The sequence below is a fragment of the Shimazuella sp. NTD247 genome, assembly GCF_059510415.1.
Genome location: NZ_JCAJZU010000002.1, coordinates 369,261 through 393,789 on the forward strand (window position 1 = coordinate 369,261; position 24,529 = coordinate 393,789).

Sequence of the window (24,529 nt, forward strand, 5' to 3'; positions counted from 1 at the left end):
TATTTACAATATGTCAACCCATTGATGGAGAAGAGTAAATAGAAAAAACCTTTCAGAGAGAAGAATTTGCCCATCTGGCAGCTGTGAAATTCTTCAGGATTTACTATTGAATGTCACTCCAGAGCGTTCCCGCCAAAGTCAAAATTTTGATCAGTAGTTGGAGCCGTAATCCTACGTTACAGGTTTAAGTGAACAAGAGTCCTATTTTAATTATTGAACTTTTGTTAACAAAGGTGGTACCGCGAGCTAATCCCTTCGTCCTTTGAGATGAATGGGTTTTTTTATTTTTTATATGATTTTAGGAGGGCTTTGATTTGGAAAGTGCAAATAATGACATCACAATGCCGACAAAATATGATCCAAAAGCAGTAGAAAAAGACAGATATCAATTTTGGCTTGATAATGAGTTGTTTAAAGCTTCAGAAGATGGAAACAAGGAGACATTTAGTATTGTATTACCTCCTCCCAACGTAACGGGAATGTTGCATATGGGGCATGCATTGGATTTCACCCTACAAGATATCCTAATCCGAATGAAACGAATGCAAGGTTTCGATACATTATGGCTGCCAGGAATGGATCATGCGGGAATCGCAACACAAGCCAAAGTAGAAGAAAAACTAAGAGAAGAAGGCATATCTCGTCATGACATAGGAAGAGAAAAATTCCTTAAAAAGGTTTGGGAATGGAAACATCATTTTGCATCCATCATCCATGATCAATGGAGAAAAATGGGTTTTTCAATGGACTATTCCAGAGAGCGCTTTACAATGGATGAAGGTTTATCCCAAGCTGTTCGAAAAGTATTTGTTGACTTATATAACAAAGGCTTAATCTATCGCGGAAAGTACATCATTAACTGGGATCCTGCAGCCCGCACAGCGCTTTCCGACATTGAGGTTATTCACAAAGAAGTAAAAGGAGCCCTTCACCATTTACGTTACCCCCTTACAGATGGTTCAGGATATATTCAGGTAGCTACTACACGACCAGAAACGATGCTAGGGGATACTGCCATTGCCGTACATCCAAACGATGAAAGATACCAAGACTTAATCGGAAAAACGGTTAAATTACCCTTAACAAATCGAGAAATCCCAATTATTGCTGATGAATACGTAGAAAAAGAATTTGGAACTGGTGCAGTAAAGATTACACCTGCTCATGATCCCAATGACTTTGAAATGGGTTTACGTCATGAGCTACAACAGATTGTAGTGATGGACGAATCAGGGAAAATGAATGAAAATGCTGGTAAGTATCAAGGATTAGACCGATTTGAGGCACGGAAACAAATGATTGCTGATCTTCAAAAATCGGGAGTACTTGTAGAAATCGAAGAACATATTCACTCTGTTGGGCATAGTGAACGCAGTGGTGCTGTAGTAGAACCATATCTATCAACACAATGGTTTGTAAAAATGAAACCACTCGCTCAGCGAGCAGTAGCTTTACAACAAAGCAAAGATAAGGTTCAATTTGTACCGGAGCGGTTTGAAAAACTCTATGTAGACTGGATTGAAAATATTCGCGATTGGTGTATTTCTCGTCAATTGTGGTGGGGGCATCGAATACCAGCTTGGCACTGCGATAATTGTAAAGAAATAACAGTATCCCTTGAAAATCCAACCAATTGTTCACACTGCGGCAGTTCCAACATCTCTCAAGATGCAGATGTACTCGATACTTGGTTTAGTTCTGCACTATGGCCTTTTTCCACTATGGGTTGGCCAGAAGAAACAAATGATTTAAAACGATACTTTCCAAACAGTGTTCTTATTACCGGACATGATATTATCTATCCGTGGGTAGCACGTATGATATTTACAGCTTTGGAATTTACGGATCAAAAGCCTTTTCAAGACGTTCTCATTCATGGTTTGGTTCGAGATGCCAACGGAATTAAAATGTCTAAATCGCTTGGAAATGGAATTGATCCGCTAGAAGTTATCGATCAATATGGTACAGATGCAATGCGATTTATGATTTCTACTGGATCTACACCAGGTCAAGATCTCCGTTTCCGTTGGGAAAGAGTAGAATCAGCTCGGAATTTTATCAATAAAATTTGGAATGCTTCCCGTTTCGTTCTTATGAATTTAGAGAACTTTGGTGTCGAAGATATTGATTTAACAGGTGATTTAAACACAGCAGACAAATGGATTCTTACAAGACTTCAAGAAACAATTGTTGAAGTGACCGAGCAACTAGACAATTACCACTACAATGAAGCAGGTAAAAACTTGTATGAGTTTGTCTGGGATGAATTCTGCGATTGGTACATTGAGTTTGCAAAACTCTCTCTTTATGGGGATGATGAAAAGACTAAATTAACAACCCGCTCTGTTCTTTGTTATACTCTCGACAATATTTTAAAGCTATTGCATCCATTTATGCCTTTTGTAACAGAAGAAATCTGGCAGAACCTGCCTCATAAAGGGAAAAGCATTGTAATTGCTGACTGGCCTAAATCCAAAGAAAATTACCATTTCCCTAGAGCTGTTGATCAAATGAAACTTTATATGGAAGTTATTCGCAGTGTTCGTAATATACGAGCTGAAGTGAATGCTCCAATGGGTAAAAAAATCAACATCTTCATCAAACCAGATAACGAAAAAACACTTCAAGACCTGCAAGAAGGAGAGCAATGGATTCGTAAACAGTGTAATGCAGAAAGTTTGACTGTCGATTCAAACATTTCTATCACGGAAAAAACCATCAGCGGCGTCGTAACAGGAGCAGAAATATTATTGCCATTGGCAGGACTGATCGATATTCAACAAGAGTTGAATCGTTTAGAAAAAGAATTAAAAAATCTTGATGCCGAAGTAAATCGAGTTCAAAAGAAGCTTTCTAATCAAGGCTTTATCGGAAAAGCTCCTGCTCATGTAATTGAAGAAGAACGTAATAAAGAAAAAGATTATCTGGAAAAAAGAGAGAAAGTAAAAGCCCGTGTTGCTGAACTTCAAAACTAATTCAACAAAAAGTCTAGTGTCCTCTGGCACTAGACTTTTTGTTATAAGCTGGAGTGCTTTTTTCGCTCTCATTTCGTTTTTATCTATGTTTGCTTCCATTTAAATTCGGCGGGCAGATTAGCAGGATAAACCAACTAACCCACCCGAACGCCGTCACAGGTACTTGTGCCCTACTTCTTCTCGAAAGAGTCGAAGCTCTGGATGCAGTGGCGCAGGAGACCAAGGTCTCGGGTCTGGATCATCTCCAGCATCTCCCACCACAGGAGCAGAGCGACATCCGAAGGTGAGCCGTCCATCCCGACTGCGATGAAACAATCGAGGCGATTTTGGATTTCCGAATAGCGGAGATTCGGCAGACCCAAAAAGCCCTCCGTCGCTTCCCAAGTGTTCCGGTTGTAGTCGTCTTCGTAGACGTGCTCGTAGGCCTCATCGATCAGCTTCTGGTGAGACTCCCTCAACAGCTCTTCGATGGTCTTCGGTTCGAAGTTCCACAGGATGTGCATGCTGCCGAAGAAGGCGAACCAGCCGATGAGGTGCTTTGCTTCCTCCTCGGTAATGAGCTCGAGGTTGTCGAGCAAGGTCTTGCCATAGGGAAGGATGATCCCTAGCTTTTCCTTGGTGATCTGCTTCCGCTCCTGCTCGAACTTTCCGACCCAATCCGTCTCGGAATAGTTATAGAAAGAGTTACTGAAGTCGGTCAGGCACTTCAGCCACTCCTCCTGGTGAGAATCGATGATCCCGAGCACCAGCTTGAAGATCCTGTCCGTGACGTCGTTCTTGCTGTCAGCCATCTCAATGCCCTTTCTAGGCAGAGTTGGTTGGTTGAATTACTTTCATTCTACCAAGAGAATATCCTCAGAAGCAATGAAATAAAAGCTAAACTAATTTATTAAACCAACTTTACTCCGTTTCATGGTGCAATCCTCCACCAGCATATACTCCTTTGGCTTTAGTTTAATATTGTAGATGTCTGCTAAATAGTTTCCCCTCGGAAAAATCGTTTTGCTCGTAAGGGCACATTTTTCTTTCCTTCGCTGAACACTCAGTATCACTCAATCCTCTTGATAATTTAAGAGTACCGATTTATTATAAAATAATAGTTATATTTAAATTAGAATTATTTTACAAAATATAACTATATATTCAGACGATACGATTAAAAGCTATTTGGCGTTCCCAATCTATCTTTCATAGGAAGATTACAAATAAGGAGGACAGATGAATTGACCCACAGACGTTTTAAACAAATATTTACTATATTGTTTGTAAGCGTTCTATCTGTTTTTGTCCCTATCTTTGAAGCTCAGTCTGTATTTGCGGAATCTACCCCTGAAAAGCAGTGCTATACAAGTAATATTCCTGTTTCTCTTACTCCAGGAGGCCCTGTCAATCAGGTGATTTATGGAGAACTTTGCTTACCAAAAGGACAGACCCCTTCTACAATCCAACTTCTCCTGCATGGTATTACTTACGATCATAATTATTGGGATTTATCAGGATTCAATGGTCAATATTCTTATGTAGATGCGGCCATCAAATCTGGATATGCAACTTTAAATGTTGATCGCATCGGATCAGGGAAAAGTTCGCACCCACTAAGTACAAGTATTGACATGGCTTCGGATGCTTGGGTAGCCCATCAGCTGGTACAGGCTGTTCGTGAAGGAAAAGTGGCTGGTCCCAATGGTTTGATTGCTTACAACAAAGTTATAGAAGTCGGACACTCCTATGGATCCCATATAACAATGGAAGAAGCTACACGTTATCAAGATGTTGATGGAGTCATTTTAACAGATCCCGTACGAGGCTTTCAGAGTAATACATTAGAAAAAGTAATTTTTACACTTAATCTTTATCCTGCTTCACTCGATCCTAAATTTGGTCTTTTGGGTCAAGATCCCGGTTATTTGACCACTCGTCCAAATACCCGTTATCAGTCATTCATGAAACCAGGAGAGGTCGATTCTGCTGTTATTGCTGAGGATGAAAAACTAAAACAGACTCTTACCACTACAGAAGTTACAAGCCTTCTCGTTTCATTGAATACAATCCAAGACATCCGCGTACCTGTACTTCTGGTAATGGGCGAAAAAGATTTTCTCTATTGTGGATCAGAAGCAGATTGCTCTACACCTGAAGCAGTGTCAAAGATAGAAAAACCATACTTAGGACCGAATGTTCCTGCCATGGATGCATATGTACTAAAAGGTGCTGGACATGATATCAATTTCATGAAAAACAATCAAGATTGGTTCACTTATGCTCTTAACTGGACAAATCAACATTTTGGGACTCAAAACTAAACGAAAAAATAATACAAAAACACCGATTTATTTCCATTTAATGGTATTATATAGATCGGTGTTTTTTCTATTTTGACTATTTAATGGATGTTTAAAACCATAACTTCAAGCCACTCATTCCTTTCATTTCTAATCATGCAGGTTTCTGTTTTCTCTTCCTATTCTAAGATGAAATAAGTTAACCACTCTCTCGTACATATCGCTTTTTTAGTCTAGAATGGATAGTAAATACAATTCGTAATTTGGATATAATTATATTAACTATTTCATTTACAAACCGCTTGGTTTTCTTGATTGGAGAGTCTTTAATGAAAATCCTATTGGCTGAAGATGACCTTCGTCTAGGCAAAATATTAGCACATATGTTAAAAGAGAAAGAGGGGTATACCGTAGAATGGTATAAAAACGGCTTAGAAGCTTACGAATATGCTCTCGCTTCCTATTATGATCTAATCATTTTGGATTGGATGCTGCCTAAACTGGATGGAATCACTGTGTGCCAAAAACTAAGGCAAAATGACTATGCTGGAGCGATACTGATATTAACTGCTAAAGATGATGTATTGGACCGTGTAGAAGGGCTTGATTCAGGTGCTGATGATTATCTGACGAAACCGTTTGAATTCGAAGAACTCTTTGCCCGTATCCGTGTCCTGACGAGAAGAAACTATGCCCCATTGTTTGAGGACATTATCACACTTGGAAACCTCAAAATAGACCGTACTAAACGCACATTATATCGAAATGAAATAGAGACTCCACTTACACCTCGTGAATTCGATTTACTAGATTTACTCATTCGAAACAAAGGTCAGGTTTTAACTCGTGAAGTAATTCTTGATCGTGTATGGGGTTATCATGCAAATGTGGGAAATAACTCTGTTGATGCCTATATCAAACTGCTGCGAAAAAAAATCGATGAACCCGGAAAGAAAACAATGATTAGTAATATTCGAGGAGTAGGATACTCAATTGATACATAATATGAATCTATTTACCAACACGAGAAAACAGCTTGCACAATATAATAGTAGGATGCTAATTGTTTTCTTATTACTTTTTAATGTTGTGATAAGCATTGTTATCTTTCTTATCATGTATCATGAACAGAAAATGGAATTGTTTGATATAGGTAAGCAAGAAATTAATGAACTAAATATTGATATAGATGAATATCCAGGACAACACCAAGAAACCCCCCCAGTACCTAGTATTAATAAAACAAAAGGAATCTTTTTAACCTATTTTCTAAAACCCAACCATAAACTCATCATCATTGATGAGTACTCCTCAAAAATCCGTGAGCCTGTCTTCAAACACGTAGAAAATTGGAAACCGGATAAAATGGGATTTAAATTTTTGAAGATAGAATTATCCGAAAAGAATACTCACTATCTAATTCTTGTCTCCCAAAATATTTACCAAAATAGCAAACGCAAAGGAACCATATACATAGGGAAAGATATTACTTATTTAATCACAATATATTTCCATTTTCTGTTTATCTTATTAGGAATTTCACTTATCTTTTTTGTTATCGCCCTTCTTGCCGGCCACACAATGACAGAACAAGCAATAAAGCCAATCATAAAAGCATATACGCTTCAATCCGAATTTATTGTTAATGTTTCTCATGAGTTAAGAACACCATTAAGTGTACTGCAATCAGGACTTGAAACAATTGAGTTTGAAGAAGGCAAACATTTCTCACCCATTGCTAAAAATATTTTATCCGATTTGCAAGAAGAAGTAAGAAGTACAACACAATTAGTGAATCACTTACTCTATTTAATCCGTTCTGATTCAGGAGAACAACCTACAATTAAAGAGAATTTTGATCTTCTTATTCTTTTGCAACAGATTATTCGTTCCTTTCAACGTTTGTCAGAATCGAAAGAAATAAAATTAGATTTACTCACTTTACATTCTTTATCAATCTACACTGATAAAGAAAAAGTAAAGCAATTGCTTTATATTCTCATTGATAATGCGTTAAAGTATACTCCGAATGATGGTTCTGTTAGCATCTCGTATGAACAGAAAAATGAAATCCTAACTATTGTCGTTCAAGATAATGGAATTGGCATTTCTTCAGAACAACAAAAACGTATTTTTGATCGCTTTTATCGAGCAGATAAAAGCCGTTCCCGCCAAAACGGAAGTTCAGGTTTAGGATTATCCATCGGAAAATCGATTATCGAATCATTACATGGCACAATTAAAGTATCGAGCAAATTAAATGCTGGAAGTAAATTTTCCATCATGATTCCACTCTCGAAACAGAAATATTTTTAAAAAAGTTAGACAAGATTGCTGTCTAACTTTTTTTGTTTTTTCATGCTTTTTTCAGAATTGTATTTTATAGTCTCTTAATGAGAACTAGCGCTATATGATGAAAAAAGGAGGATAATACATATGTCCCATGAAATACAGACTAACTCATCACGAATTCAGGAGATGTGGAACAAGGTTCCAGAAGTTACGATTTTCTTCTGGATTATTAAAATCATGGCCACTACGGTAGGGGAAACCGCAGCAGACTTCCTAAATGAAACACTGGGTTTTGGCTTGACGAACACCACTTTTGCTATGGGTGGGTTATTACTCATCATCCTGTTCTTTCAGTTTCGAGCAAAAAAATATATAGCGAGTATTTATTGGCTCACTGTCGTACTGATCAGTGTCGTTGGCACACTGGGTTCAGATAATCTCACAGATAATTATGGAGTCTCGCTACAAACAACAACAATCATTTTCTTCATCTTCATGATAGCAACATTTATCATTTGGTATACGAGTGAAAAGACCCTATCCATTCACTCCATAAATACAACAAAACGTGAAGCATTTTACTGGTTAGCTATTTTATTCACTTTTGCTTTAGGTACTGCAGCTGGTGATTTAATAGCTGAGGGAATGGACTTAGGTTACTGGGTATCAGCGCTGATGTTCGCTGCCGTAATTCTAGTAGTAACCATTGCTCACTATGCCTTTAAATTAAATGCAGTGCTAGCCTTCTGGATCGCATACATCTTGACCCGCCCCTTTGGTGCCTCTGTTGGTGATTTTTTGTCTCAGCCTCGAAGCGACGGTGGACTTGGTTTGGGTACAACAGGAACTAGTGCTATCTTTCTTGTTATCATCTTGAGCTTAGTCATCTACCTAACCAAGACGAAAATAGATGACTCCAACGAAGGAAAACAGCTTCTAGCTCGTTAACCATTTGATCTTACAATAGATCAGGAGAGGGAAGAGCATACCCTCTTTTGCATCTTTTATTTCCCAAATAATAAAAAATGCAAGGATAATGTTATTTATGAAATCTGGAGGAAAAAGTTACAAATGAATAATTCTGCATCCAACAACATACATCAGATAAGACAAATCTTTACGAAGGTTCCCGAAATTACAGCTTTCTTCTGGATAACCAAAGTATTGACCACTGGAATGGGTGAAGTGTTCTCTGATTATCTAGTCAAAAGTATCGATCCAATGATTGCCGTTGGGCTAACTGGAATTGGCTTAGTCGCATCTTTGATCCTGCAATTTTCCATAAAAAAATATGTAGCATGGATTTACTGGTTAGTTGTTGTGATGGTAAGTATTTTTGGGACAATGGCCGCTGATGTAGTCCATGTTGCCATAGGTATACCATATGTGGTATCCACTGTCTTTTTTACCGTTGCAATGGTCGCGCTCTTTTCCATCTGGTATGCAAAAGAAAAAACTCTCTCTATACACAGTATCTACACTCGTCGGCGTGAACTTTTTTATTGGGCTACCATACTCATCACATTTGCACTTGGTACTGCTGCAGGAGATATGACCGCATCTACTATGCACTTGGGCTACTTTTCCTCAGGAATACTGTTCACTGTCTTCCTGATTATACCAGCTATAGGCTACTGGTTATTTGGTTTTAATGAGATATTTGCCTTTTGGTTTGCATATATCATGACGCGTCCTGTAGGCGCTTCGTTTTCAGATTGGATTTCCGTGTCATCAAACCGTGGAGGTTTGGGATGGGGAGAAGGTATAGTCAGTCTTGCAATGACCATTATTATCATTGTCCTTATCTGCTACCTGTCCATCACTCGTAAAGATATGAAAAACGAAATTGCGGAATCTGTCATTAACTAAAAAATAGAAATCATATAGACTGAAGAAATTCCCTTAGACAAATCACTCACTTGATAAGTAGAAATCAGGAACTTTGCTGATGGAAAGAATTGAAACATGATCGAAATCACAGCAAGAACTCATAACATACACATCAATTTTAGGACCGAATGCTCCTTCTATTGATGCCATGTGCACTGGAATAGGATGGAAATTATATTAATATCATGAAGAGCAATCAAAATTGATTCAACTATGCTCTTAATTGGACAAATCAACATTTTAGCACTCAAAACTAATCGAAAAAGATAATATCAAAAACACCGACCTGTCTCCAGTTGGCATTTGACAGATTGGTGTTTTTTCTAAATATTACTAGTGAAACATAGCTACTCTAATTTTCATATAAGGAGTAGATATACATCTTTTTCATACAGCAAACCTATCACTGCAATTGTTCTTCTCTATCGTTTTCCCTTCTTTCCAAAACTAACCTCAACCCCATTAAGCAAATAGTCAACCAAGCGCCTCCAGCATATAACCAGCAAGAACATCGCTTGGATAATGTACACCTAAATAAATTCTACTCAAACCGACAATGATGACGATAAGAACAGTACTTATGATAACTATTACTCGTGCTATTGTCGCATCTAAGAATACAATCAATAACATACATAACATCCCATAAAAAATAAAGGAACTCATCGAATGACCACTTGGAAAACTATATCCTGTTTCCGTTATTAATCGATGCAACGTTGGCCTCTGACGATGAAAAATCCATTTCAAGATTAGGTTGAATATCCCTCCACCTGCTATTCCAATCATTAGAAATAAAGCTTCCCAACGTTTTTTCTGCACAAGCCAAGCAATGAGAACAGATTTCTCCTTCCAATCCCCACTACAAGAATAGAATTATCATTCACAAAAACGTAAAGTATTTTCCAGAAATATAGAAAATTTCTTACCGTGAACTTTTCGCCCATTGAAAAAGTCCTTTTTATTAGTTCTGTTTTTTCCCTTCGCATTGCTATGGAATGGTAACTTGCTAATACTTCGTGTCAAGGAAAGAAAAAAATTACAAAAAGGAGGTTCTTAATATGGCAGATTTTCAAGGAATGATGGAGATAATATGGCTTTCATTTATTACTCTTTTTTGTTTATATGCTATCCTACCAAGTATCTTATCGTTGGGATTAGGTATTGGAGTATATAAGAGGAGACCTATTCAGCATGGATTAGCATTTACCTTTGATGATGGTCCTGATCCTAAGTATACACCACAATTACTTGATCTTTTAAAAAAATACAATATCAAAGCTACATTCTTTGTTCTAGGATCAAAAGTAAAACAATATCCCCATTTAATTCGTCGCATGCATCAAGAAGGACACTTAATCGGAGTTCATAATTACGTGCATAGATCAAACTGGTTCCGTTTTCCTTGGACCATTCGCCGTGAATTAGATCAATCTGCTGTCCTTGTCGAACAAATCACTGGAGTTCGCCCCATTTATTATCGACCTCCTTGGGGATTACTGAATGTATTTGACTTTTCATTACGGAATCATTTTCAAATTGTACTGTGGTCTTTAATGGTTAAAGATTGGAGAAGGAAAGGAGGAAACGAAAGAATAGAGAATAGTCTACTTCAAAACTTGAAAACAGGAGATATTATTTTGTTACATGATAGCGGTGACACTTTGGGTGCTGATATGGATGCACCATCATTTACAATCAAAGCTCTGGAGCGTGTATTTCAAAAAGTTCTTCGTCAAGGATATGTCTGTATGAGAGTAGATGATATGTTGCGATCGAACGCTCACCAAAGGTCAATTATTCACTAATTTACCGCAAGTCAATAAATAGCAAAATGGAAATAAAATAGGTCGGGATCATAGTTTAGCTAGTTTTTATATAGAAAATACCTGCCAACAGTATATAAAAACAAACGAAAAAGGAAGGTAATATTAGATGCAAACATTCTTTACAGAAATCCTCCAATGGCTGACTGATCTAGGGTATATAGGTATTTCACTGGGGCTTTTGGTGGAAATAATCCCAAGTGAAATCGTATTAGCATATGGAGGATACATGATTTCACAAGATAAAATTTCCTTTGCAGGAGCTGTGATTGCTGGAACGATTGGCGGAACAATCGCTCAACTCTTTCTCTATTGGATTGGTTTATATGGAGGAAAACCTTTCTTAGATAAATACGGAAAGTACTTTCTCATTAAAAAGAAGCACATAGAAGTAGCGGAAAATTGGTTTCAACGTTATGGAGTCGGGGTTATTTTCACCGCACGTTTTATTCCAATAGTGCGACATGCAATCTCTATTCCCGCAGGAATAGCAGGAATGTCTTTATCTAGATTTTCTCTCTATACTATTTTAGCTATTATTCCTTGGTCTATCTTTTTTGTATACCTAGGAATGAAACTAGGTAGCAATTGGAATCACGTAAAAGAAATAGCCTCTCCTTATATCAATGATGCCGCAATTGCGGCAATAGTACTGATTGTAGCTTATTTCCTTTTTCATAAGTTCAAAAAACGTAGTACGTAAAGTTATCCAAGGGTTCCAAAAAAATTGGGAACCCTTTTTTGTGAAACTGACTACCAAAAACAAAAAAATGTTAAGTCCATTTAAAATGAACTTTTTTGGCATGCAGCAAGTCCTTCTTTTATGTAACACACGAATAAAACTTCGAATCATACGAAGGAGGATATTATATTGGATTATCAGCTTTTTCAATGGATCAATCATTTTGCAGGACAACATTTTTGGTGGGATCATATTTTTGAAAGTCTAACCTCATATGGTCCTTATTTATATATTGCGGTTCTCCTTATCCTAGCAATCCGCCCATCCAGCAGATTAGCTGCTATAAATGGATTTTTAACTGTGACATTAGCCATAGGCGTAAATTTCCTGATTGGTTTGGTTTCCTATCGCCCCCGACCTTTTGTGGCACATCATGTACACATGCTGTTACCACATGTTGCCGATTCCTCATTTCCTAGTGATCACACTACTGGAGCAATGGCGATTGCTTTGGCGATTTGGTTCTACAATCGAAAATTAGGCATTCCACTTGTTCTAGTGGCTTTACTCATTGGTTTTTCTCGTATCTATGTAGGACATCATTATCCTACAGATGTACTTGGCGGCATTTTGATAGGAATAGTAGCAGCATTTTTGATCAACAAACTGAGGGTTGGACAAAAGATTCTAGACAGAATGCCTTTTGGTCAAAAACAAAGCCCTTCCGAATCTTTATAAGGAACTATAAAAGTCTGTCCAACTGCCCTCCAATTATTAGCATCATTAATAATTGGAGGGCAGTTAATATTTGGAGGTTTCGAACAACGCTGTTTTTCATCCCACAATTTAAACCCAGGGACCTTCAACCAGCATAGTGGTAGCAAAAAAACTCGTAAGTAAATGAATGTTACTATAACGTTTTAAAAGTAAATCAGATATCAATACAAGAAGAACAGAAGAAATAACGCAGGAATTATCCTCAATAGTATCAACATCCCAAAACTGCCCACATGATGAACTTTTCCTTGTTCATAGAGGGCAGCAACAGGTACTGCACGAGTCACTTTGGATCGACTGGCATGCACTTTCTTGATGGGAAGATGCTTGTCCACGGTTCGTAGCGTAAACTCTACCATTTCTCCACCATTGTTGGTTTCTACTTGATCCTTCTTCTGATTTAGTTAGATAAATTTTTATTAAGAATAATTATTCCAATCATAAGCTACTCTCTCAGGGTAAATTTTAATTTCGGTTCCTTCTGGAGGTATTTAAAGAGTCGATATTGCTCTTGAGCATTTATCCTCATTAGAGATATTGCGCAAGATCATCCAAATGGATAATTTGTCAAGGATTCATCTGCTTCAATCTCTGCTTTCATACGTAACCATTTCACCTTCAGTTCACCATCTACCATTTTCCACTCATTACGTTGGTGCCAAACGTTGTAATAGAGTACCCGAATATAACATAAAAATTTCGGCATTGCTCTTAACCACCAATTATCGAAGGTGTGTACCTCTTGATAGCCTTTTATAAACCAGTCGAGGAACCAGGATATGTGATTATCAAGCATATCACTCTTATTATCTTGCTGGTTGTATCTTTTAATGACCGAGTAGAGGATTATGGCGATGTCAAAAGCGAACCAATGATAGCAGGAATCATCAAAGTCAAATGCAGTAATCGCACTGTCTTTCGTTACAAAAAAGTTATGTGCATGAAGATCACAGTGGATAAGACCATAGTTTTTCATATCTTTTGGAAGAGTTTCTAACCAGTTTAATAACTCTTTAGCTTTCTGCAGAACAATCGGCTCTTCATCTGGTATATGTCGCATCATATCCATCCAGGGTTCCTGTTTCCAATCACGGCGTCTAACCTCTTGTAGTGGAACATAGGATTGAGTAAGTGAATGCATCTGACCAACTATTCGTCCCCAATTAACAATCATTCTTTGGTTCCAGTCTTCTTCTGTAGGGATTCGACCAGGAGCCTTGGCGAACATAGAGGCATGATAGCCATTTGTAACATTTTCAACCAATTTTCCTGCTTTCGATAGGAATATCTCAGGAACAGAAACGCCATTATCAAACAGATATTTCATAAAGTGTAGCTCTGCAACTGCCTCTTCTTCATTACGCCATTTCTGATTTGTCAAACGTAATATCCGTGAAGGATACCCATTTTGTGCTGGATATTGATATACATCATTTACCATGCCATCAACATGTTTCAACAGACCCAAATTAAGTCCAAATGCATCTGTTGCTACTTTCAACACCATTTCCTCTGGCATTCCATTCCCCTCTTTCAGATTCTTAATCAAAGGAACTTCTATAATATCTTCATGGAACAGCATTTGTTTACCCTTTTATCCAATCCTCTGCTAACATTCCATATACGTTCGTGTCAACAAAATGATCATAGATCCATTCTCCTTGTCTAACACATCCTTCCAATTGAAAATCTAGTCGTTCTGGGATCGCCTGACTTTTCTTATTCTCTGTAGCAACTCGAATTTCTACACGATTTAAGCCCAGATCATAAAAAGCATGATTAACTAAGGCTCGACAAGATTTCACCATCAGCCCATGACCTTGAAATCCTTTTCCTAACCAATAACCGATGCTCGTAAACCGGTTTGGCCAGTTAATTTCACGCAAACAAATAACCCCAGCTAATTTTCCTTTATACCATATACCAGCGTCAAACCCATTGTTTTGGGCTAACTTCCTCATTGCTGACTCAATAAAAGATCGTCGATCTTCTGCTGAATGAACATCATCCACCCATGGAAGCCACTCACGTAAATGATCTCTTGAATGGTCAATTAAGGAGAACAAAGCATCTGCGTCATGAATTTCTAATTTCTTTAAAAAGGTATCTTCATTGATTATATGTTTAAACATCAGATCTCCTCCTAAGATAAACACCTTTGTAAATCTATAACTATCATAAATGGTGTTTTAATTATATCAAATAAAATATAATTCCATTATTATTTGATGAATAGGAGGGCTAAATAATACTGGCAATAAATTTATATTATTTGATGGATTAACTAGGATAATTAGCTTAGTTTTTCATCGTGGGATGATCTTTGTTACGAGTAGGTCGATCCATATTCCAAACAGTAATCTGCTTTCGATCTGCGTACCACTTGTGACTTGCCCCCGGTTTCCATCCATATAGAATGGGTTCATGGCTCCAATGATAGTCTTGTCTCCCTAGAACAAAAGCGTTCTTTGCCCAGATGATACATTGCTTTAGTTCCCATCCTGCATCTATCATTGCTGTACGAAAGTTGATTCCTTCGCTATCTGCATGACAAATATAAATGCCGCCACCTGATTCGGTAACGGCAAGCATATTGGCAAAAGAATCATTTGACAACTCCATACGGCTAAAGCCGTTGGATTCTTGGGACGATAGCCTCATGACTATTTCATTACCAAGCTAACCCCGTGCGCCCCACGGTTTATGTTTGTTGATTTCTTCTTTGCCGCGAGCAAACTTGGTTTTCGTCTGTCACGACTATACATCTATTACCATGGGAATGTTTGTTTGTAAACTTGCTTTTTTCCAAAGGTTGAACTAGTGAAGGAGAATTCCTTACCCTCATTCAACGCTCGCTTTCATCCCACGATTTAAACCGTGGGTTTTCTCGCTCGCAATGTTATAAAAAATGATAGAATTGACTTTGGTTCATTTTATCGTTTTGGATTTTTAATGCATCTTTCGTTTTACCAGTGTAATTCACGTTATAGGGAGGATCAGTAAAAACCATACTGGTCTGTCTACCACTCATCAGTCGCTGGATGTTTACAAAGGAAGTAGCATCCCCACACAAGAAACGATGTTTCCCCAGTATCCAAAGGTCCCCTTTTTGGGTAATCGGTTCTTCAATTTGCTCTAGCTCATCTTCTACATCAAAGTGATCCTCTTGGGGTTCTTGCTCCACAAAGAATTGAGTCATCAGGTTTTCAATTTCATCGAAATCAAAACCCATTAAGCTGACATCGAAGTCCCCTACATCTAATTCTTGAAGGAGGTCTTTTAGTTTTGGTATATCCCAGTCTCCACTAATTTTATTTAGTGCTATATTAAGTGCTTTTTCTTTATGTTCATCCAAATCTACAACGGAACACTCTACCGCTGATAGACCTTGATCTAGTAGAATTTTAAACCATTGATACAGTCATGTTCTTCCTTCTATGCAAGAAGAAGCTGTGGATCAGTTTGAAAAAATGTTCCTAGAAAATAGCCGAACTAAGACGAAATCACTTTAATGTAATAAAGGTTTGCAATTTGTTTGCAATCCGCATTTTTTCCGCTAAAACCCCATCCGCCTGCAACAAAAAAACTCCCTATTCTAAAGGAGTTTGATTGGTGGGCAGTAGAGGAATCGAACCTCCGACCTCTTCCGTGTCAAGGTATTCTCCAATACCCATGTCTTATGATTCAGTTATATGTAAAGGACTAAACCCTCGTGGACTTTAAACAGTTACATAATATATTTACTATTGTATAACGTCCATGCTTTACTTGTCAATCTTCTACTCTTCCACATCTGAAACTGTATACAAAATAAAAAAGGAGCAACTGCTCCTCACACAAAATTATAGACTAATACCTCCTAGTGTGAACATTGCTCCTTGAAATCTCCTCACAAGCGTCATTTAGGTTGTTCAGCATTGTGAGAGCGTCTTTTCCTTTGTTGGTTTCCAAAATTAAATTCGACATTGCAAAGTGAACTCTATATATCACTTCATGGGTTTTTCCTTCTTTCTCAATTTGGTTTTTCAAATATTGAAAGAAGAAATCTCTGGAACCAAATTTATTCATGTGTGTTCCTCCATCTAGGTTGTATTTGATTTCTTGCCTACTTCAACGAAGGAAACAACCTCGTGTGACACAAAATATCAAATTGCGTAATTCCGTAATATTTGGGCTTGTAACGAATTAATAAATTACGTAATACAGTAAGACAAGAACCCCACACAAAACGTCACAGGGACGCTTTAGGAAGGTTTCACGGCTATATAAAAAAGAAGTTGCTCTTTACGCAACCTCTTTGACCTTCATGCAACGAGTCAAGACTGTTTGTTTTATCCCGTTATATTCTGAGTGATCTTTGACAGTGCCATTCATTGTGTAGGTTGTTCCATTTTCCAAACAAGTGGAGGAGAACCAGACAAACACATTCCCATTCTCATCTTCCATTTTGTTTAAATAACAAAAGCCATATGAAGTGTCAAACCCAGTAGTGAAATTTACTGTCAATTTTATAGAGTTGTAACGTTTTCCAACCTCCCCGAACCATTGACTCACAGGAACCATTTTTTCTTCTTGTTGAACTTTTGGTTCTTCCTGCTGTGGAGGTTCAGGAACCTTAATTGTTCGCTCCCAGTCAACTTCAACTGTCTTTATGCTCACACCGTCCCTCATGTTTCCTTGATATCTTGTGCGAAAGCGTCTTTTTATTCCAGCGTGGTCAACCTCATAAGTATAAGTAACAGGTCTATGTCCTTTCCCCATCCCATGACTGAAAGAAATGAAACCTTCAATAACAATGTATTTACAACTTTCTTGAACGTCGATGTACTTAGAAATCCAACTGCTCTTCACAGATTCTTCGTGTGCTGTCCACTTGGAGAGAATGAACTTTCCTTGTTTATCACTTTTCCAAAGACCGTAATTGTTTTTGAGTAATCTTTGTAAGCTTATGAATTCATCTTTTCCGATTTCGTCACCATAACCGTTCACATGAAATTCCATTTACAACACTCCCTTTGTTTTGTTCAACGAACTTCTTATAATACTGTGACGTTACTCAATTACGAAATATAGTAATTAAAAGGGACAAAAAGTCCCTCTGTTTTATGCTTCAAGTCTTACTCCCATTTCAATCAATTTGTCCCATTGTTTTCCGTTGGCGTTCTTTCTGATATATTCAAGGTCTTCTTTTGAGATCAATCCAGTTCTTTCAGCTACTTCAAAAACCCAGTCAGCAAGTTTAAATTCAGCGTCAATGTATGGGTCTTCCAATTGGTCAACCAGTTCCCAGTTTTCGTTTTCAAATGCTGTATCATATGCAACTTTCGCTTTCAAGTAATCAAGTTGTAGTTTGTTCATTTGTAATTCCTCCAATGTTTTTAATTGATTTGTTTTTCTATTAATAATATACATTATGTTACATTCAATGTCAACGGAATTACGTAATTCAGTAATATATAGTTTTCTTATGGTGCTACAAAAAAAAAGCGAGTTCAGTTAAGAACTCACTTCTCGTTTTTTCTCCAACGATCTTTCTGCAAACCATTTTGTAATATTACAAGCTTTCATTGTTTCTCTGATAGAAGGTAACTTTCCAAACTTCTTCAAGTGCATTGAAAAGTATTTGTCTACAGCTGGGGTAATTTGGAACTCTGGTTTTTTCTTTTTCTGTGGTTTCTTTGGTTTCTCCTCTGGAACAGCTTTTTCTTCTCCACCAATGATTGTTTTTGACAACATTGCTTCAGATACTAAAATACCTAATGGAATTGTTGCTCCAATAATAATTCCTAGAGTTCCAAATTGTTTTCCATAATGGACATTTGATAACATCACAAGAGCAAGTCCCATACTTGTTCCTAGTATGTTTGGAATACCAATTTTATTTCCTTGAAATCTTGCAATCATGATATTCAATGAACTCTGAAAAAATATAGCTTCTATTGCCACTACCCCAATATGAGCAAATACCCCTACCATACCAGCCAGTTGAAGCAGTTTAACACTGTGACTATAAGATAAAATCAAGTTACAGGCGAGAACTAACAAAGATAGTGAAGCATTCCATACAGTTTTTAATTTTAACTCTTTCAATTTACTCTTCATTTCCCATCCTCCGATTTACTCGATTTCGTAATTTAGTAATTAACAGAATTGATTATAAATTACTATGTCGCTATATGTCAACGAAATTACGTAATTTAGTAATTTAACGGGAAGCAAAAGCTCCCCGTGTTATTATAAAGTTATAATCTCAACAAACTCTTCTGGAACAATATAAGCTCTTTTTGCTCCGAAATCGTAATAAACAACACCTTCAACGATATCAGGAACTCCACCTCGGTCAACAACTCTCTTGAAATTCGGGTCATATGTTGCAAAGTTTTCTTTTGTTGGGTTGATGGCAAGAAGTCCTCCTTCATAGGTTGGAACAACACCAGTCTCAAAGACAATCTCTGCCCAAGTCATTTGTATTTTCAATTCTGGATTTGTTATCTTCACCAGTTTGTTTTCTTTCTTCTTCATTTTCATATTCCTCCTCTACAAATTGAACAACTTGAAGCTTGTAAATTTCTTCAGTGGATTTGTGGAACCATTTCCCTTTTTCCACATATTCTTTTTGAACTACATACATGAGTCCCAGACGGTCACATGAAGCCATCAGTTCAACTATCTCTTGAAAGAACTTTGTCTCGTAGTACAAGAGGACTCCTCCTTCAATATCCACCTTCGTATTCCCCAAACACTTTGAAATTCTTTGGATATCGTTTTCCGTTGATCTTGTGTTTCCCACTATTTGATGAGTCACCAATGTCTTCTCGTACTGTTTCCCGTCTCCAACGAGTTTTCATTTGATCAATTGATAGAATTGGGTATTCTGTTTTAGAAACTTTGTGTGGGTCATTTGTCTTGTCTTCAACAATCCAAGTTGCAAGTCTTGAAAGGTCTTTGCTATCTGGAACCTTCCCAGTTTGCTCAATGTAAGCGTCAGTGATAGCTTGAGTGAGTTTGATTTTGAAGTCATTCGTTAGCTCTTGCTTGACGAGCTTGTCAACTTCTTCAGTGAATGTTGCTTTATAGTCAGTTCCTATAATGAACAAATCATCAAAAAGAGTTTTCATTTCTTGCTTCCTCCTCTTTTGCTACAACCACAATTTTTGCAATTGCTGTGTCGATATGCTTTGAAACTGCTTGCTGGGTCACATTCATTTCTTTTGCAACTTCAGCTTGAGTTTTGTCTTCTTCAAAATGGAGAAACAAAGCTTCTGCTTGTCTTTTCGTGAGTCTTGCTTTGCGATATAAATTTTCGAAATCCACCAACATACAGGAAAGGAATGTTGAATCCGTTCCTTGAAATCTCTGCTCTCTCAAAGTATGGATATCTTTCAACATGTTCGTGACCCCAAATACTTGAGTTAGTGTGTAACGACTAAGCAATTGCTTTTCTGTGGTCGAGTAGTCTACATGAGCCACTTCACAAACCTCCTCTCCTTATTGATGCGAGCATGTTATTTATTTGCTGAACAAGTTCTGCTTTGGTTCCGTTGTTTTCAAGTTCATAATCAACTTCAAAAGTTTTTACAAATTGCTCTGTTATGTGGTTGAATGTTTTTGGATCGTACTTTTCACCGTTTGAGATGATTCTTTGCTTTCGGAGTTCTGGGTCAGTTACCACTCGGACAATTTTGAATTTAGACTCTAAAAGTTTTTTGTATTCATGGGGTTGCCGAAGGTCAGTAATGACTACATTGTCTATTAATGGATTAATTCCGTTGTATTCCATTTCCCTGAACAGGTAGTTGACCCAAACATTTTTGTCTATTGAGACACAATGTTGTCCAAAGTCTTGGAGGAGCTTTCTTGGTTTCTCCCCAGTGAGAAACTCATTCGGAAAGAGTTTCTTACATGTCTTAACAATTCCATCACCAAAAGCAAAACGTTTGAATCCATGTTCTTCAATGAGAACCTTTCCAACAGTGTCTTTCCCACTTCTCATTTCACCACTTAGAGCAATCTGGACTCCCTTAAAATCTTTCATAACGTTTCACATCCCCTCCAAACGTTTTCCAATGGTAGTCCAAAACGTTGATTCTGTAAGACAGTTTTGCTCCATTGATATTTCTTGGAGGAATTACTTTTGGACATGTCTCTTTCATGTGTTTAAGTTCTTCAGCTGTCCAAAGTGTGAAAGCTGGGACATCTTGCTCAATTCCGTTTACAAAGAGAATGGAAGCTCCTTGACGAATATAAGAGTCTAGCTGTCTGACTTTTAAATGAATGTGCGTAATGTGACTAGCTGAAGTTTTAACCTCCAAAGGAAGTTCAGCTTCTCCTATCAAATAGTCAGCTCCAGTTGAAACTTTTCTATCGTCCTCGATAAAAGCTCCAGACATGTCACAACCGTTTTCTTTTATAACCCCAGTGAAACCAAATTCACGTCTCAAATAGTTCTCAAAAAGAGAAATTGCGAGACGCTCACGAGCAGTTCCTTTCTTAATATCTTGAATGAATTGGTCTTGCGTTCTGCTGTCATATCGATAATTTTCCATTACAACCAGCTCCGTTTGTAAGTTGGGGAACCGTCTCCCACTCACTACAACGGAGCAAGTTTTAAGTTGTGACGAAATAATATTTGAAATAGTAGGTCAAACTGATATAATGAATAACGTAATTGCGTAATTACGAAAGGAAATTACTTTCAAGGAGTGCTGAAATTGGGATTATACTTTTATATGAAATTAAGGTATGTACTTGAAAGAAAAGGGGTTTCACAGAAAGAGCTTTCATTCAAGACAGGACTTAGGGAAGCAACAATTTCTGAAATAATCAATGACAGTCGTGGAGCGTACAACAAAACTCATCTACTAAAGATCATGGAAGCTCTAAACATTACAGATTTAAGTGAGATTTTAGAGGTTAGATCATTTAAACAATAAAGAAAAACCTCCAGCCCAAAAATGAAGGACGGAGGTTTATTTGTCTCTATTAAACAGCCACTTTCAAAGGAATATGAGAATGGGAATCATAATTTGTAAGAACAATGTCTTCTGGTCTGTACTGGTAAAAATCAGTAACATTTGGATTAAGCCGAATTTGAGGTTTTACGTCTTTTATAATCGTACGAAACAACATTTCTTTCAGTGGTTCCACATGGTTTTCATAAACATGGGCATCTGTGATTGTGTGTAAAAGTTCTCCAACTTTGAGACCAACTACTTGAGCTATCATATGAACTAAAATTGCGTATTGAGCTGTATTGAAAGGAACACCAAGACCCAAGTCTCCAGACCTTTGAATCAACTGACAGTTCAGTTTCCCGTCCATCACATTCCAGATAGTTTGAAAAGCACAAGGTTGAAGACTCATGAACGGAAGTTCTTCAATGTCCCATAGGGAGATAACATGTCTTCGTCCATGCGGATTAGTTTTTAGTCCTTGAATTAACTTATCAATTTGATTATATTTCCTCACAATGTAGCCATAAGCATGACCAATGGTTCCGTCTTCTTTCTCCCACTCGTCCCAAATATTCACTTTATATTTATCACGAAGCAAACGAACGTCATTTGATTGATCTTGATATATCCAAAACAATTCTTTCTTTGCTGACTCAAAAAATAGTTTTTTGAGAGTTGGTGCTGGAAATTCCTCTTGAAGATTGAACCTCATTATCTGACCAAATATCTTTCTGGTTCCCACTCCTGTTCTGTCAATTACTCGTTCACCATCCCTAATTGCTCGAAAAACAATATCTCTATACTGTTCATCAAACTTTGTCAATTAAGCTCCTCCTCTATTTACTATGATCTGTTTAACCGTTGGAGCGACTTTACGGGCAACAGCTTTTGAGAGCCATTTTGGATTATAGTCTTCTGGAAGACTGTCTGACTCCTCTTTCAAAATGTCTTCCAGAACTCGTTGATTTAAGTGTTTCAGAATGGTTCCCATGTCTTCAATTCCAAAGTTCTCATCCAAAATATTCTCGTCAACTAAACTGAACAGAATCTTTTCAACACGAGCAATTGTAACTGTTTCATCAACAAACGATTGCTCTTGAGTTGTAGTCTGTGGGTCTCTTGGAGCTTTTTGTTTCTGAACTTCTCGGAAATGATCCGTGACCAACTTAACAAAGACATTGTTGTTGTCGTCGGTTTTCTTTACAACAATTCCTTCTCCAGTCTCAATGTCCCCAAGCCGTCCTCCCAATTTTGTCTGTCCAACAAAGGACTGTAAATGATCAAATGATTTATACTCCCCAACATAGAGAACTGGAACCAAATTCACTTTAAGTGTTAAAGCTTCCAATTCTACATGCCACCATCCCATATACATTCCTAGGGTTATATTGTAGATATCAAAAAGAAAGAACTGCTTCTCATATTCTGGGTAATGAACTTTGTGTTTGTTTGTCCACTCTCCAAAATACAAAGCTCCCTCAACTAGCAATCTCTTATTCAACTTTTGAGTCCACCCATAAAAACCACCCAAAGTGTTTGTCTCGTCTAGTTCCAAGTTTCGTGAAAAAGCTCTGATCTTTCCATTGTCTAACATAAAAGAAGCGTTTGCTCCGTCAATCTTCTCTTGAATCACAATAGAATCTCCGTAATCTAGCAACCCAATTGTTGACCTGTGACCATACCGTGTAACACTTGTGTATTTCTTTTGTTCTATCATTGAAGCATTCCTCCATTTCGTAATTCCGTAATTGTTGAATGTAGCTCTTTATAAACTTCAGCGATTACTCGGAGTTTTGCTTGATCTAAAGTTTTTATATCTGGGAGAAAGACTTCTTTGACTTCCTCCCTTATTTTCCAACCCAAGACAGTTGTTGTGTTCCAAATTTCTATGTGATCAAACCTTTTTGAAAGAAAGACCTCTGTCTCTCTTTTCCAGAGACCCCCAAACCGTTTATTAACTCGTTTCATCATTCGACCTTCTCAATGAGTTCCATAGTAAGTGTTTTAGGTTTTACAATAACAAGCTCAATTCCATGTTCTTTATAAAAGTTCTTGAGTTGATTAGCTCCATTACGAGCAGATTCAATAGTTTCATAGACTCTAATTGTGTTAGGTCTACCCGAACGTATTAAACCGACTTGCTGACCATCCTTAAATTGAGCAATGAAATACATTATTTGTCTCCTCCGTCTCTATAATCTTTTTCAGTTGACGTTCCGTTTTGTCGTGCAAAGTTTTCTTCACGTTTCTTCATGTAGACTTGATATACTTTCTCAGGAGTCAGTCCAGCTCGTAAACTCATAGCAATAAGAAAATGCCAAAGATCAATAATTTCTCCATGAAGCTTTTCAACATCAATGTCCTTTGGAGCTTTCCACCATTTCCAATTAACCTCTCCTCTGACTTCGTCCAACTCTGATTCCATTGCTACGGTAAGTTTGACAATCCATTCTGAAAGATCAGCTGGAAGTTTGTCTTCGTGTTTCTCAAAAATGTAAGCGTCCAGTTCCTCTTGAGCTTTGAAGATTGCTTTCAACATATCGATTGGTGTTCCACCAGTCACAGCTTCACGAATACGTTGTTTTTCAGCTTCAGTCAGTGTTGTTTTATCGTACTTTTTCATTCGGTTTCCTCCTCATGTCCATACCAAACTTCATGACATTCATTACAATGGAAATCACTTTCATAGGTAGCGTTACAATGTGAACAACGGAAATTTTTTTGGTCTTCAGTCATGGGAATAAACTTAATATCTAAGGTAAACCCTGTTTGCCTTGCCAAATAAGCTAGTTTATCAAGAGAGACATGGTTCCATATCCACTCTGTTAATGTCAATTTCATCTGAGCTTTT

At 37.5% G+C, this 24,529-nt stretch carries 32 protein-coding genes, 1 pseudogene and 1 other annotated feature; of the genes and pseudogenes, 10 read left to right on the top strand and 23 right to left on the bottom strand.

All coding sequences use genetic code 11. The features are described from left to right. The first annotated feature begins 12 nt into the window (after positions 1 to 12). Positions 13 to 266, top strand: a binding site (T-box leader). A 75-nt stretch (positions 267 to 341) separates the two neighbouring features. Beyond that, a complete protein-coding gene (locus tag AC5WOC_RS06295; RefSeq protein WP_496054953.1) occupies positions 342 to 2,975 on the top strand; it encodes a valine--tRNA ligase in 2,634 nt (877 codons plus the stop codon). Positions 2,976 to 3,145: 170 nt separating this feature from the next. On the opposite strand, the gene AC5WOC_RS06300 is transcribed toward AC5WOC_RS06295, so the two are convergent. Next, positions 3,146 to 3,766, bottom strand: coding sequence for a hypothetical protein (locus AC5WOC_RS06300; RefSeq protein WP_496054549.1), 621 nt, complete (start codon positions 3,764 to 3,766; stop codon positions 3,146 to 3,148). Positions 3,767 to 4,198: 432 nt separating this feature from the next. On the opposite strand from AC5WOC_RS06300, the gene AC5WOC_RS06305 reads away from it, so the two are divergent. From AC5WOC_RS06305 to AC5WOC_RS06325, 5 genes are all read left to right on the top strand, one after another. Continuing rightward, entirely contained in the window at positions 4,199 to 5,278 is a 1,080-nt protein-coding gene (locus AC5WOC_RS06305) for an alpha/beta hydrolase (protein ID WP_496054550.1), read from the top strand. A gap of 308 nt (positions 5,279 to 5,586) precedes the next feature. Next, positions 5,587 to 6,261, top strand: a complete 675-nt coding sequence (locus AC5WOC_RS06310) for a response regulator transcription factor (RefSeq protein WP_496054551.1) — start codon at positions 5,587 to 5,589, stop codon at positions 6,259 to 6,261. Beyond that, entirely contained in the window at positions 6,251 to 7,573 is a 1,323-nt protein-coding gene (locus tag AC5WOC_RS06315; RefSeq protein WP_496054552.1) for a sensor histidine kinase, read from the top strand. The genes AC5WOC_RS06310 and AC5WOC_RS06315 overlap by 11 nt, the downstream gene beginning before the upstream one ends. A 120-nt stretch (positions 7,574 to 7,693) precedes the next feature. Then, entirely contained in the window at positions 7,694 to 8,497 is an 804-nt protein-coding gene (locus AC5WOC_RS06320; protein WP_496054553.1) for a COG4705 family protein, read from the top strand. A 123-nt stretch (positions 8,498 to 8,620) separates the two neighbouring features. Continuing rightward, entirely contained in the window at positions 8,621 to 9,418 is a 798-nt protein-coding gene (locus AC5WOC_RS06325; RefSeq protein ID WP_496054554.1) for a COG4705 family protein, read from the top strand. A 495-nt stretch (positions 9,419 to 9,913) separates the two neighbouring features. Here AC5WOC_RS06325 and AC5WOC_RS06330 read toward each other — a convergent pair whose 3' ends face one another. After that, positions 9,914 to 10,228 (bottom strand): phosphatase PAP2 family protein, encoded by a 315-nt coding sequence (locus tag AC5WOC_RS06330; RefSeq protein WP_496054555.1) that lies wholly within the window; start codon positions 10,226 to 10,228, stop codon positions 9,914 to 9,916. Between the two features lie 272 nt (positions 10,229 to 10,500). On the opposite strand from AC5WOC_RS06330, the gene AC5WOC_RS06335 reads away from it, so the two are divergent. The 3 genes from AC5WOC_RS06335 (at position 10,501) to AC5WOC_RS06345 (ending at position 12,685) form a co-directional block, all read left to right on the top strand. Then, positions 10,501 to 11,247 (top strand): polysaccharide deacetylase family protein, encoded by a 747-nt coding sequence (locus AC5WOC_RS06335; RefSeq protein ID WP_496054556.1) that lies wholly within the window; start codon positions 10,501 to 10,503, stop codon positions 11,245 to 11,247. Positions 11,248 to 11,374: 127 nt separating this feature from the next. Beyond that, complete coding sequence (uptA, locus tag AC5WOC_RS06340) at positions 11,375 to 11,968, top strand: undecaprenyl phosphate transporter UptA (protein WP_496054557.1); 594 nt, start codon at positions 11,375 to 11,377, stop codon at positions 11,966 to 11,968. Positions 11,969 to 12,136: 168 nt separating this feature from the next. Then, positions 12,137 to 12,685 (top strand): undecaprenyl-diphosphatase, encoded by a 549-nt coding sequence (locus tag AC5WOC_RS06345; RefSeq protein ID WP_496054558.1) that lies wholly within the window; start codon positions 12,137 to 12,139, stop codon positions 12,683 to 12,685. A gap of 200 nt (positions 12,686 to 12,885) precedes the next feature. Here AC5WOC_RS06345 and AC5WOC_RS06350 read toward each other — a convergent pair. From AC5WOC_RS06350 to AC5WOC_RS06420, 15 genes and pseudogenes are all read right to left on the bottom strand, one after another. Then, a pseudogene (locus AC5WOC_RS06350) lies at positions 12,886 to 13,098 on the bottom strand (phage terminase large subunit family protein); the annotation flags it as partial. Between the two features lie 173 nt (positions 13,099 to 13,271). After that, positions 13,272 to 14,243 (bottom strand): phosphotransferase enzyme family protein, encoded by a 972-nt coding sequence (locus tag AC5WOC_RS06355; protein ID WP_496054559.1) that lies wholly within the window; start codon positions 14,241 to 14,243, stop codon positions 13,272 to 13,274. Positions 14,244 to 14,310: 67 nt separating this feature from the next. Then, entirely contained in the window at positions 14,311 to 14,856 is a 546-nt protein-coding gene (locus AC5WOC_RS06360) for a GNAT family N-acetyltransferase (RefSeq protein WP_496054560.1), read from the bottom strand. Positions 14,857 to 15,022: 166 nt separating this feature from the next. Continuing rightward, positions 15,023 to 15,385 (bottom strand): hypothetical protein, encoded by a 363-nt coding sequence (locus AC5WOC_RS06365; protein ID WP_496054561.1) that lies wholly within the window; start codon positions 15,383 to 15,385, stop codon positions 15,023 to 15,025. Between the two features lie 238 nt (positions 15,386 to 15,623). Continuing rightward, positions 15,624 to 16,079: a hypothetical protein gene (locus tag AC5WOC_RS06370; RefSeq protein ID WP_496054562.1), complete on the bottom strand. Its 456-nt coding sequence runs from the start codon at positions 16,077 to 16,079 to the stop codon at positions 15,624 to 15,626. 494 nt (positions 16,080 to 16,573) lie between these two features. Beyond that, positions 16,574 to 16,792: a hypothetical protein gene (locus AC5WOC_RS06375; RefSeq protein WP_496054563.1), complete on the bottom strand. Its 219-nt coding sequence runs from the start codon at positions 16,790 to 16,792 to the stop codon at positions 16,574 to 16,576. A gap of 216 nt (positions 16,793 to 17,008) precedes the next feature. Next, the gene (locus AC5WOC_RS06380; RefSeq protein ID WP_496054564.1) at positions 17,009 to 17,725 is read right to left on the bottom strand and encodes a hypothetical protein; all 717 of its coding nucleotides are present in this window, start codon (positions 17,723 to 17,725) and stop codon (positions 17,009 to 17,011) included. Positions 17,726 to 17,827: 102 nt separating this feature from the next. Next, a complete protein-coding gene (locus tag AC5WOC_RS06385; RefSeq protein ID WP_496054565.1) occupies positions 17,828 to 18,082 on the bottom strand; it encodes a hypothetical protein in 255 nt (84 codons plus the stop codon). 138 nt (positions 18,083 to 18,220) lie between these two features. Continuing rightward, positions 18,221 to 18,826 carry a hypothetical protein gene (locus AC5WOC_RS06390; protein ID WP_496054566.1) on the bottom strand — a complete coding sequence of 202 codons (606 nt, stop codon included), beginning with the start codon at positions 18,824 to 18,826 and terminating at the stop codon, positions 18,221 to 18,223. Between the two features lie 132 nt (positions 18,827 to 18,958). Next, positions 18,959 to 19,189 carry a hypothetical protein gene (locus tag AC5WOC_RS06395; RefSeq protein ID WP_496054567.1) on the bottom strand — a complete coding sequence of 77 codons (231 nt, stop codon included), beginning with the start codon at positions 19,187 to 19,189 and terminating at the stop codon, positions 18,959 to 18,961. Beyond that, positions 19,164 to 19,424, bottom strand: coding sequence for a hypothetical protein (locus tag AC5WOC_RS06400; protein WP_496054568.1), 261 nt, complete (start codon positions 19,422 to 19,424; stop codon positions 19,164 to 19,166). Before AC5WOC_RS06400 ends, AC5WOC_RS06395 begins: the two co-directional genes overlap by 26 nt. Positions 19,425 to 19,437: 13 nt before the next feature. Beyond that, entirely contained in the window at positions 19,438 to 19,842 is a 405-nt protein-coding gene (locus AC5WOC_RS06405) for a hypothetical protein (RefSeq protein WP_496054569.1), read from the bottom strand. After that, complete coding sequence (locus AC5WOC_RS06410; protein ID WP_496054570.1) at positions 19,826 to 20,194, bottom strand: sigma factor-like helix-turn-helix DNA-binding protein; 369 nt, start codon at positions 20,192 to 20,194, stop codon at positions 19,826 to 19,828. The genes AC5WOC_RS06405 and AC5WOC_RS06410 overlap by 17 nt, the downstream gene beginning before the upstream one ends. Before the next feature lies 1 nt (position 20,195). After that, positions 20,196 to 20,759: a deoxynucleotide monophosphate kinase family protein gene (locus AC5WOC_RS06415; protein WP_496054571.1), complete on the bottom strand. Its 564-nt coding sequence runs from the start codon at positions 20,757 to 20,759 to the stop codon at positions 20,196 to 20,198. Beyond that, positions 20,746 to 21,270 (bottom strand): hypothetical protein, encoded by a 525-nt coding sequence (locus AC5WOC_RS06420; RefSeq protein WP_496054572.1) that lies wholly within the window; start codon positions 21,268 to 21,270, stop codon positions 20,746 to 20,748. The genes AC5WOC_RS06415 and AC5WOC_RS06420 overlap by 14 nt, the downstream gene beginning before the upstream one ends. 165 nt (positions 21,271 to 21,435) lie before the next feature. Between AC5WOC_RS06420 and AC5WOC_RS06425 the strand changes: the two genes are divergently transcribed. Continuing rightward, positions 21,436 to 21,657 (top strand): helix-turn-helix domain-containing protein, encoded by a 222-nt coding sequence (locus tag AC5WOC_RS06425; RefSeq protein ID WP_496054573.1) that lies wholly within the window; start codon positions 21,436 to 21,438, stop codon positions 21,655 to 21,657. 49 nt (positions 21,658 to 21,706) lie between these two features. Here AC5WOC_RS06425 and thyA read toward each other — a convergent pair whose 3' ends face one another. Genes thyA through AC5WOC_RS06455 form a run of 6 tightly spaced genes read right to left on the bottom strand, consistent with a single transcriptional unit; the run spans position 21,707 to position 24,519 of the window. Continuing rightward, positions 21,707 to 22,501 carry a thymidylate synthase gene (gene thyA, locus AC5WOC_RS06430; protein WP_496054574.1) on the bottom strand — a complete coding sequence of 265 codons (795 nt, stop codon included), beginning with the start codon at positions 22,499 to 22,501 and terminating at the stop codon, positions 21,707 to 21,709. After that, entirely contained in the window at positions 22,502 to 23,395 is an 894-nt protein-coding gene (locus AC5WOC_RS06435) for an RNA ligase family protein (protein WP_496054575.1), read from the bottom strand. It lies immediately after the preceding gene. Continuing rightward, on the bottom strand, positions 23,392 to 23,649 hold the full coding sequence (locus AC5WOC_RS06440; RefSeq protein WP_496054576.1) for a hypothetical protein: 258 nt from the start codon (positions 23,647 to 23,649) through the stop codon (positions 23,392 to 23,394). Before AC5WOC_RS06440 ends, AC5WOC_RS06435 begins: the two co-directional genes overlap by 4 nt. Continuing rightward, the gene (locus tag AC5WOC_RS06445) at positions 23,646 to 23,852 is read right to left on the bottom strand and encodes a hypothetical protein (protein WP_496054577.1); all 207 of its coding nucleotides are present in this window, start codon (positions 23,850 to 23,852) and stop codon (positions 23,646 to 23,648) included. Before AC5WOC_RS06445 ends, AC5WOC_RS06440 begins: the two co-directional genes overlap by 4 nt. Beyond that, the gene (locus tag AC5WOC_RS06450; protein WP_496054578.1) at positions 23,852 to 24,301 is read right to left on the bottom strand and encodes a dUTPase; all 450 of its coding nucleotides are present in this window, start codon (positions 24,299 to 24,301) and stop codon (positions 23,852 to 23,854) included. The genes AC5WOC_RS06445 and AC5WOC_RS06450 overlap by 1 nt, the downstream gene beginning before the upstream one ends. Further along, the gene (locus AC5WOC_RS06455; RefSeq protein WP_496054579.1) at positions 24,298 to 24,519 is read right to left on the bottom strand and encodes a hypothetical protein; all 222 of its coding nucleotides are present in this window, start codon (positions 24,517 to 24,519) and stop codon (positions 24,298 to 24,300) included. Before AC5WOC_RS06455 ends, AC5WOC_RS06450 begins: the two co-directional genes overlap by 4 nt. Positions 24,520 to 24,529: the final 10 nt, after the last annotated feature.

Bases quoted from the DNA above. Each gene is read 5' to 3' on its own strand.
- AC5WOC_RS06295 (WP_496054953.1), top strand. From the start codon at position 342: ATGCCGACAAAATATGATCCAAAAGCAGTAGAAAAAGACAGATATCAA.
- AC5WOC_RS06300 (WP_496054549.1), bottom strand. From the start codon at position 3,766: ATGGCTGACAGCAAGAACGACGTCACGGACAGGATCTTCAAGCTGGTG.
- AC5WOC_RS06310 (WP_496054551.1), top strand. From the start codon at position 5,587: ATGAAAATCCTATTGGCTGAAGATGACCTTCGTCTAGGCAAAATATTA.
- AC5WOC_RS06320 (WP_496054553.1), top strand. From the start codon at position 7,694: ATGTCCCATGAAATACAGACTAACTCATCACGAATTCAGGAGATGTGG.
- AC5WOC_RS06325 (WP_496054554.1), top strand. From the start codon at position 8,621: ATGAATAATTCTGCATCCAACAACATACATCAGATAAGACAAATCTTT.
- AC5WOC_RS06330 (WP_496054555.1), bottom strand. From the start codon at position 10,228: ATGATTGGAATAGCAGGTGGAGGGATATTCAACCTAATCTTGAAATGG.
- AC5WOC_RS06335 (WP_496054556.1), top strand. From the start codon at position 10,501: ATGGCAGATTTTCAAGGAATGATGGAGATAATATGGCTTTCATTTATT.
- uptA (WP_496054557.1), top strand. From the start codon at position 11,375: ATGCAAACATTCTTTACAGAAATCCTCCAATGGCTGACTGATCTAGGG.
- AC5WOC_RS06355 (WP_496054559.1), bottom strand. From the start codon at position 14,243: ATGCCAGAGGAAATGGTGTTGAAAGTAGCAACAGATGCATTTGGACTT.
- AC5WOC_RS06360 (WP_496054560.1), bottom strand. From the start codon at position 14,856: ATGTTTAAACATATAATCAATGAAGATACCTTTTTAAAGAAATTAGAA.
- AC5WOC_RS06365 (WP_496054561.1), bottom strand. From the start codon at position 15,385: ATGAGGCTATCGTCCCAAGAATCCAACGGCTTTAGCCGTATGGAGTTG.
- AC5WOC_RS06375 (WP_496054563.1), bottom strand. From the start codon at position 16,792: ATGAATAAATTTGGTTCCAGAGATTTCTTCTTTCAATATTTGAAAAAC.
- AC5WOC_RS06380 (WP_496054564.1), bottom strand. From the start codon at position 17,725: ATGGAATTTCATGTGAACGGTTATGGTGACGAAATCGGAAAAGATGAA.
- AC5WOC_RS06385 (WP_496054565.1), bottom strand. From the start codon at position 18,082: ATGAACAAACTACAACTTGATTACTTGAAAGCGAAAGTTGCATATGAT.
- AC5WOC_RS06390 (WP_496054566.1), bottom strand. From the start codon at position 18,826: ATGAAGAGTAAATTGAAAGAGTTAAAATTAAAAACTGTATGGAATGCT.
- AC5WOC_RS06395 (WP_496054567.1), bottom strand. From the start codon at position 19,189: ATGACTTGGGCAGAGATTGTCTTTGAGACTGGTGTTGTTCCAACCTAT.
- AC5WOC_RS06405 (WP_496054569.1), bottom strand. From the start codon at position 19,842: ATGAAAACTCTTTTTGATGATTTGTTCATTATAGGAACTGACTATAAA.
- AC5WOC_RS06415 (WP_496054571.1), bottom strand. From the start codon at position 20,759: ATGAAAGATTTTAAGGGAGTCCAGATTGCTCTAAGTGGTGAAATGAGA.
- AC5WOC_RS06420 (WP_496054572.1), bottom strand. From the start codon at position 21,270: ATGGAAAATTATCGATATGACAGCAGAACGCAAGACCAATTCATTCAA.
- AC5WOC_RS06435 (WP_496054575.1), bottom strand. From the start codon at position 23,395: ATGATAGAACAAAAGAAATACACAAGTGTTACACGGTATGGTCACAGG.
- AC5WOC_RS06440 (WP_496054576.1), bottom strand. From the start codon at position 23,649: ATGATGAAACGAGTTAATAAACGGTTTGGGGGTCTCTGGAAAAGAGAG.
- AC5WOC_RS06445 (WP_496054577.1), bottom strand. From the start codon at position 23,852: ATGTATTTCATTGCTCAATTTAAGGATGGTCAGCAAGTCGGTTTAATA.
- AC5WOC_RS06450 (WP_496054578.1), bottom strand. From the start codon at position 24,301: ATGAAAAAGTACGATAAAACAACACTGACTGAAGCTGAAAAACAACGT.
- AC5WOC_RS06455 (WP_496054579.1), bottom strand. From the start codon at position 24,519: ATGAAATTGACATTAACAGAGTGGATATGGAACCATGTCTCTCTTGAT.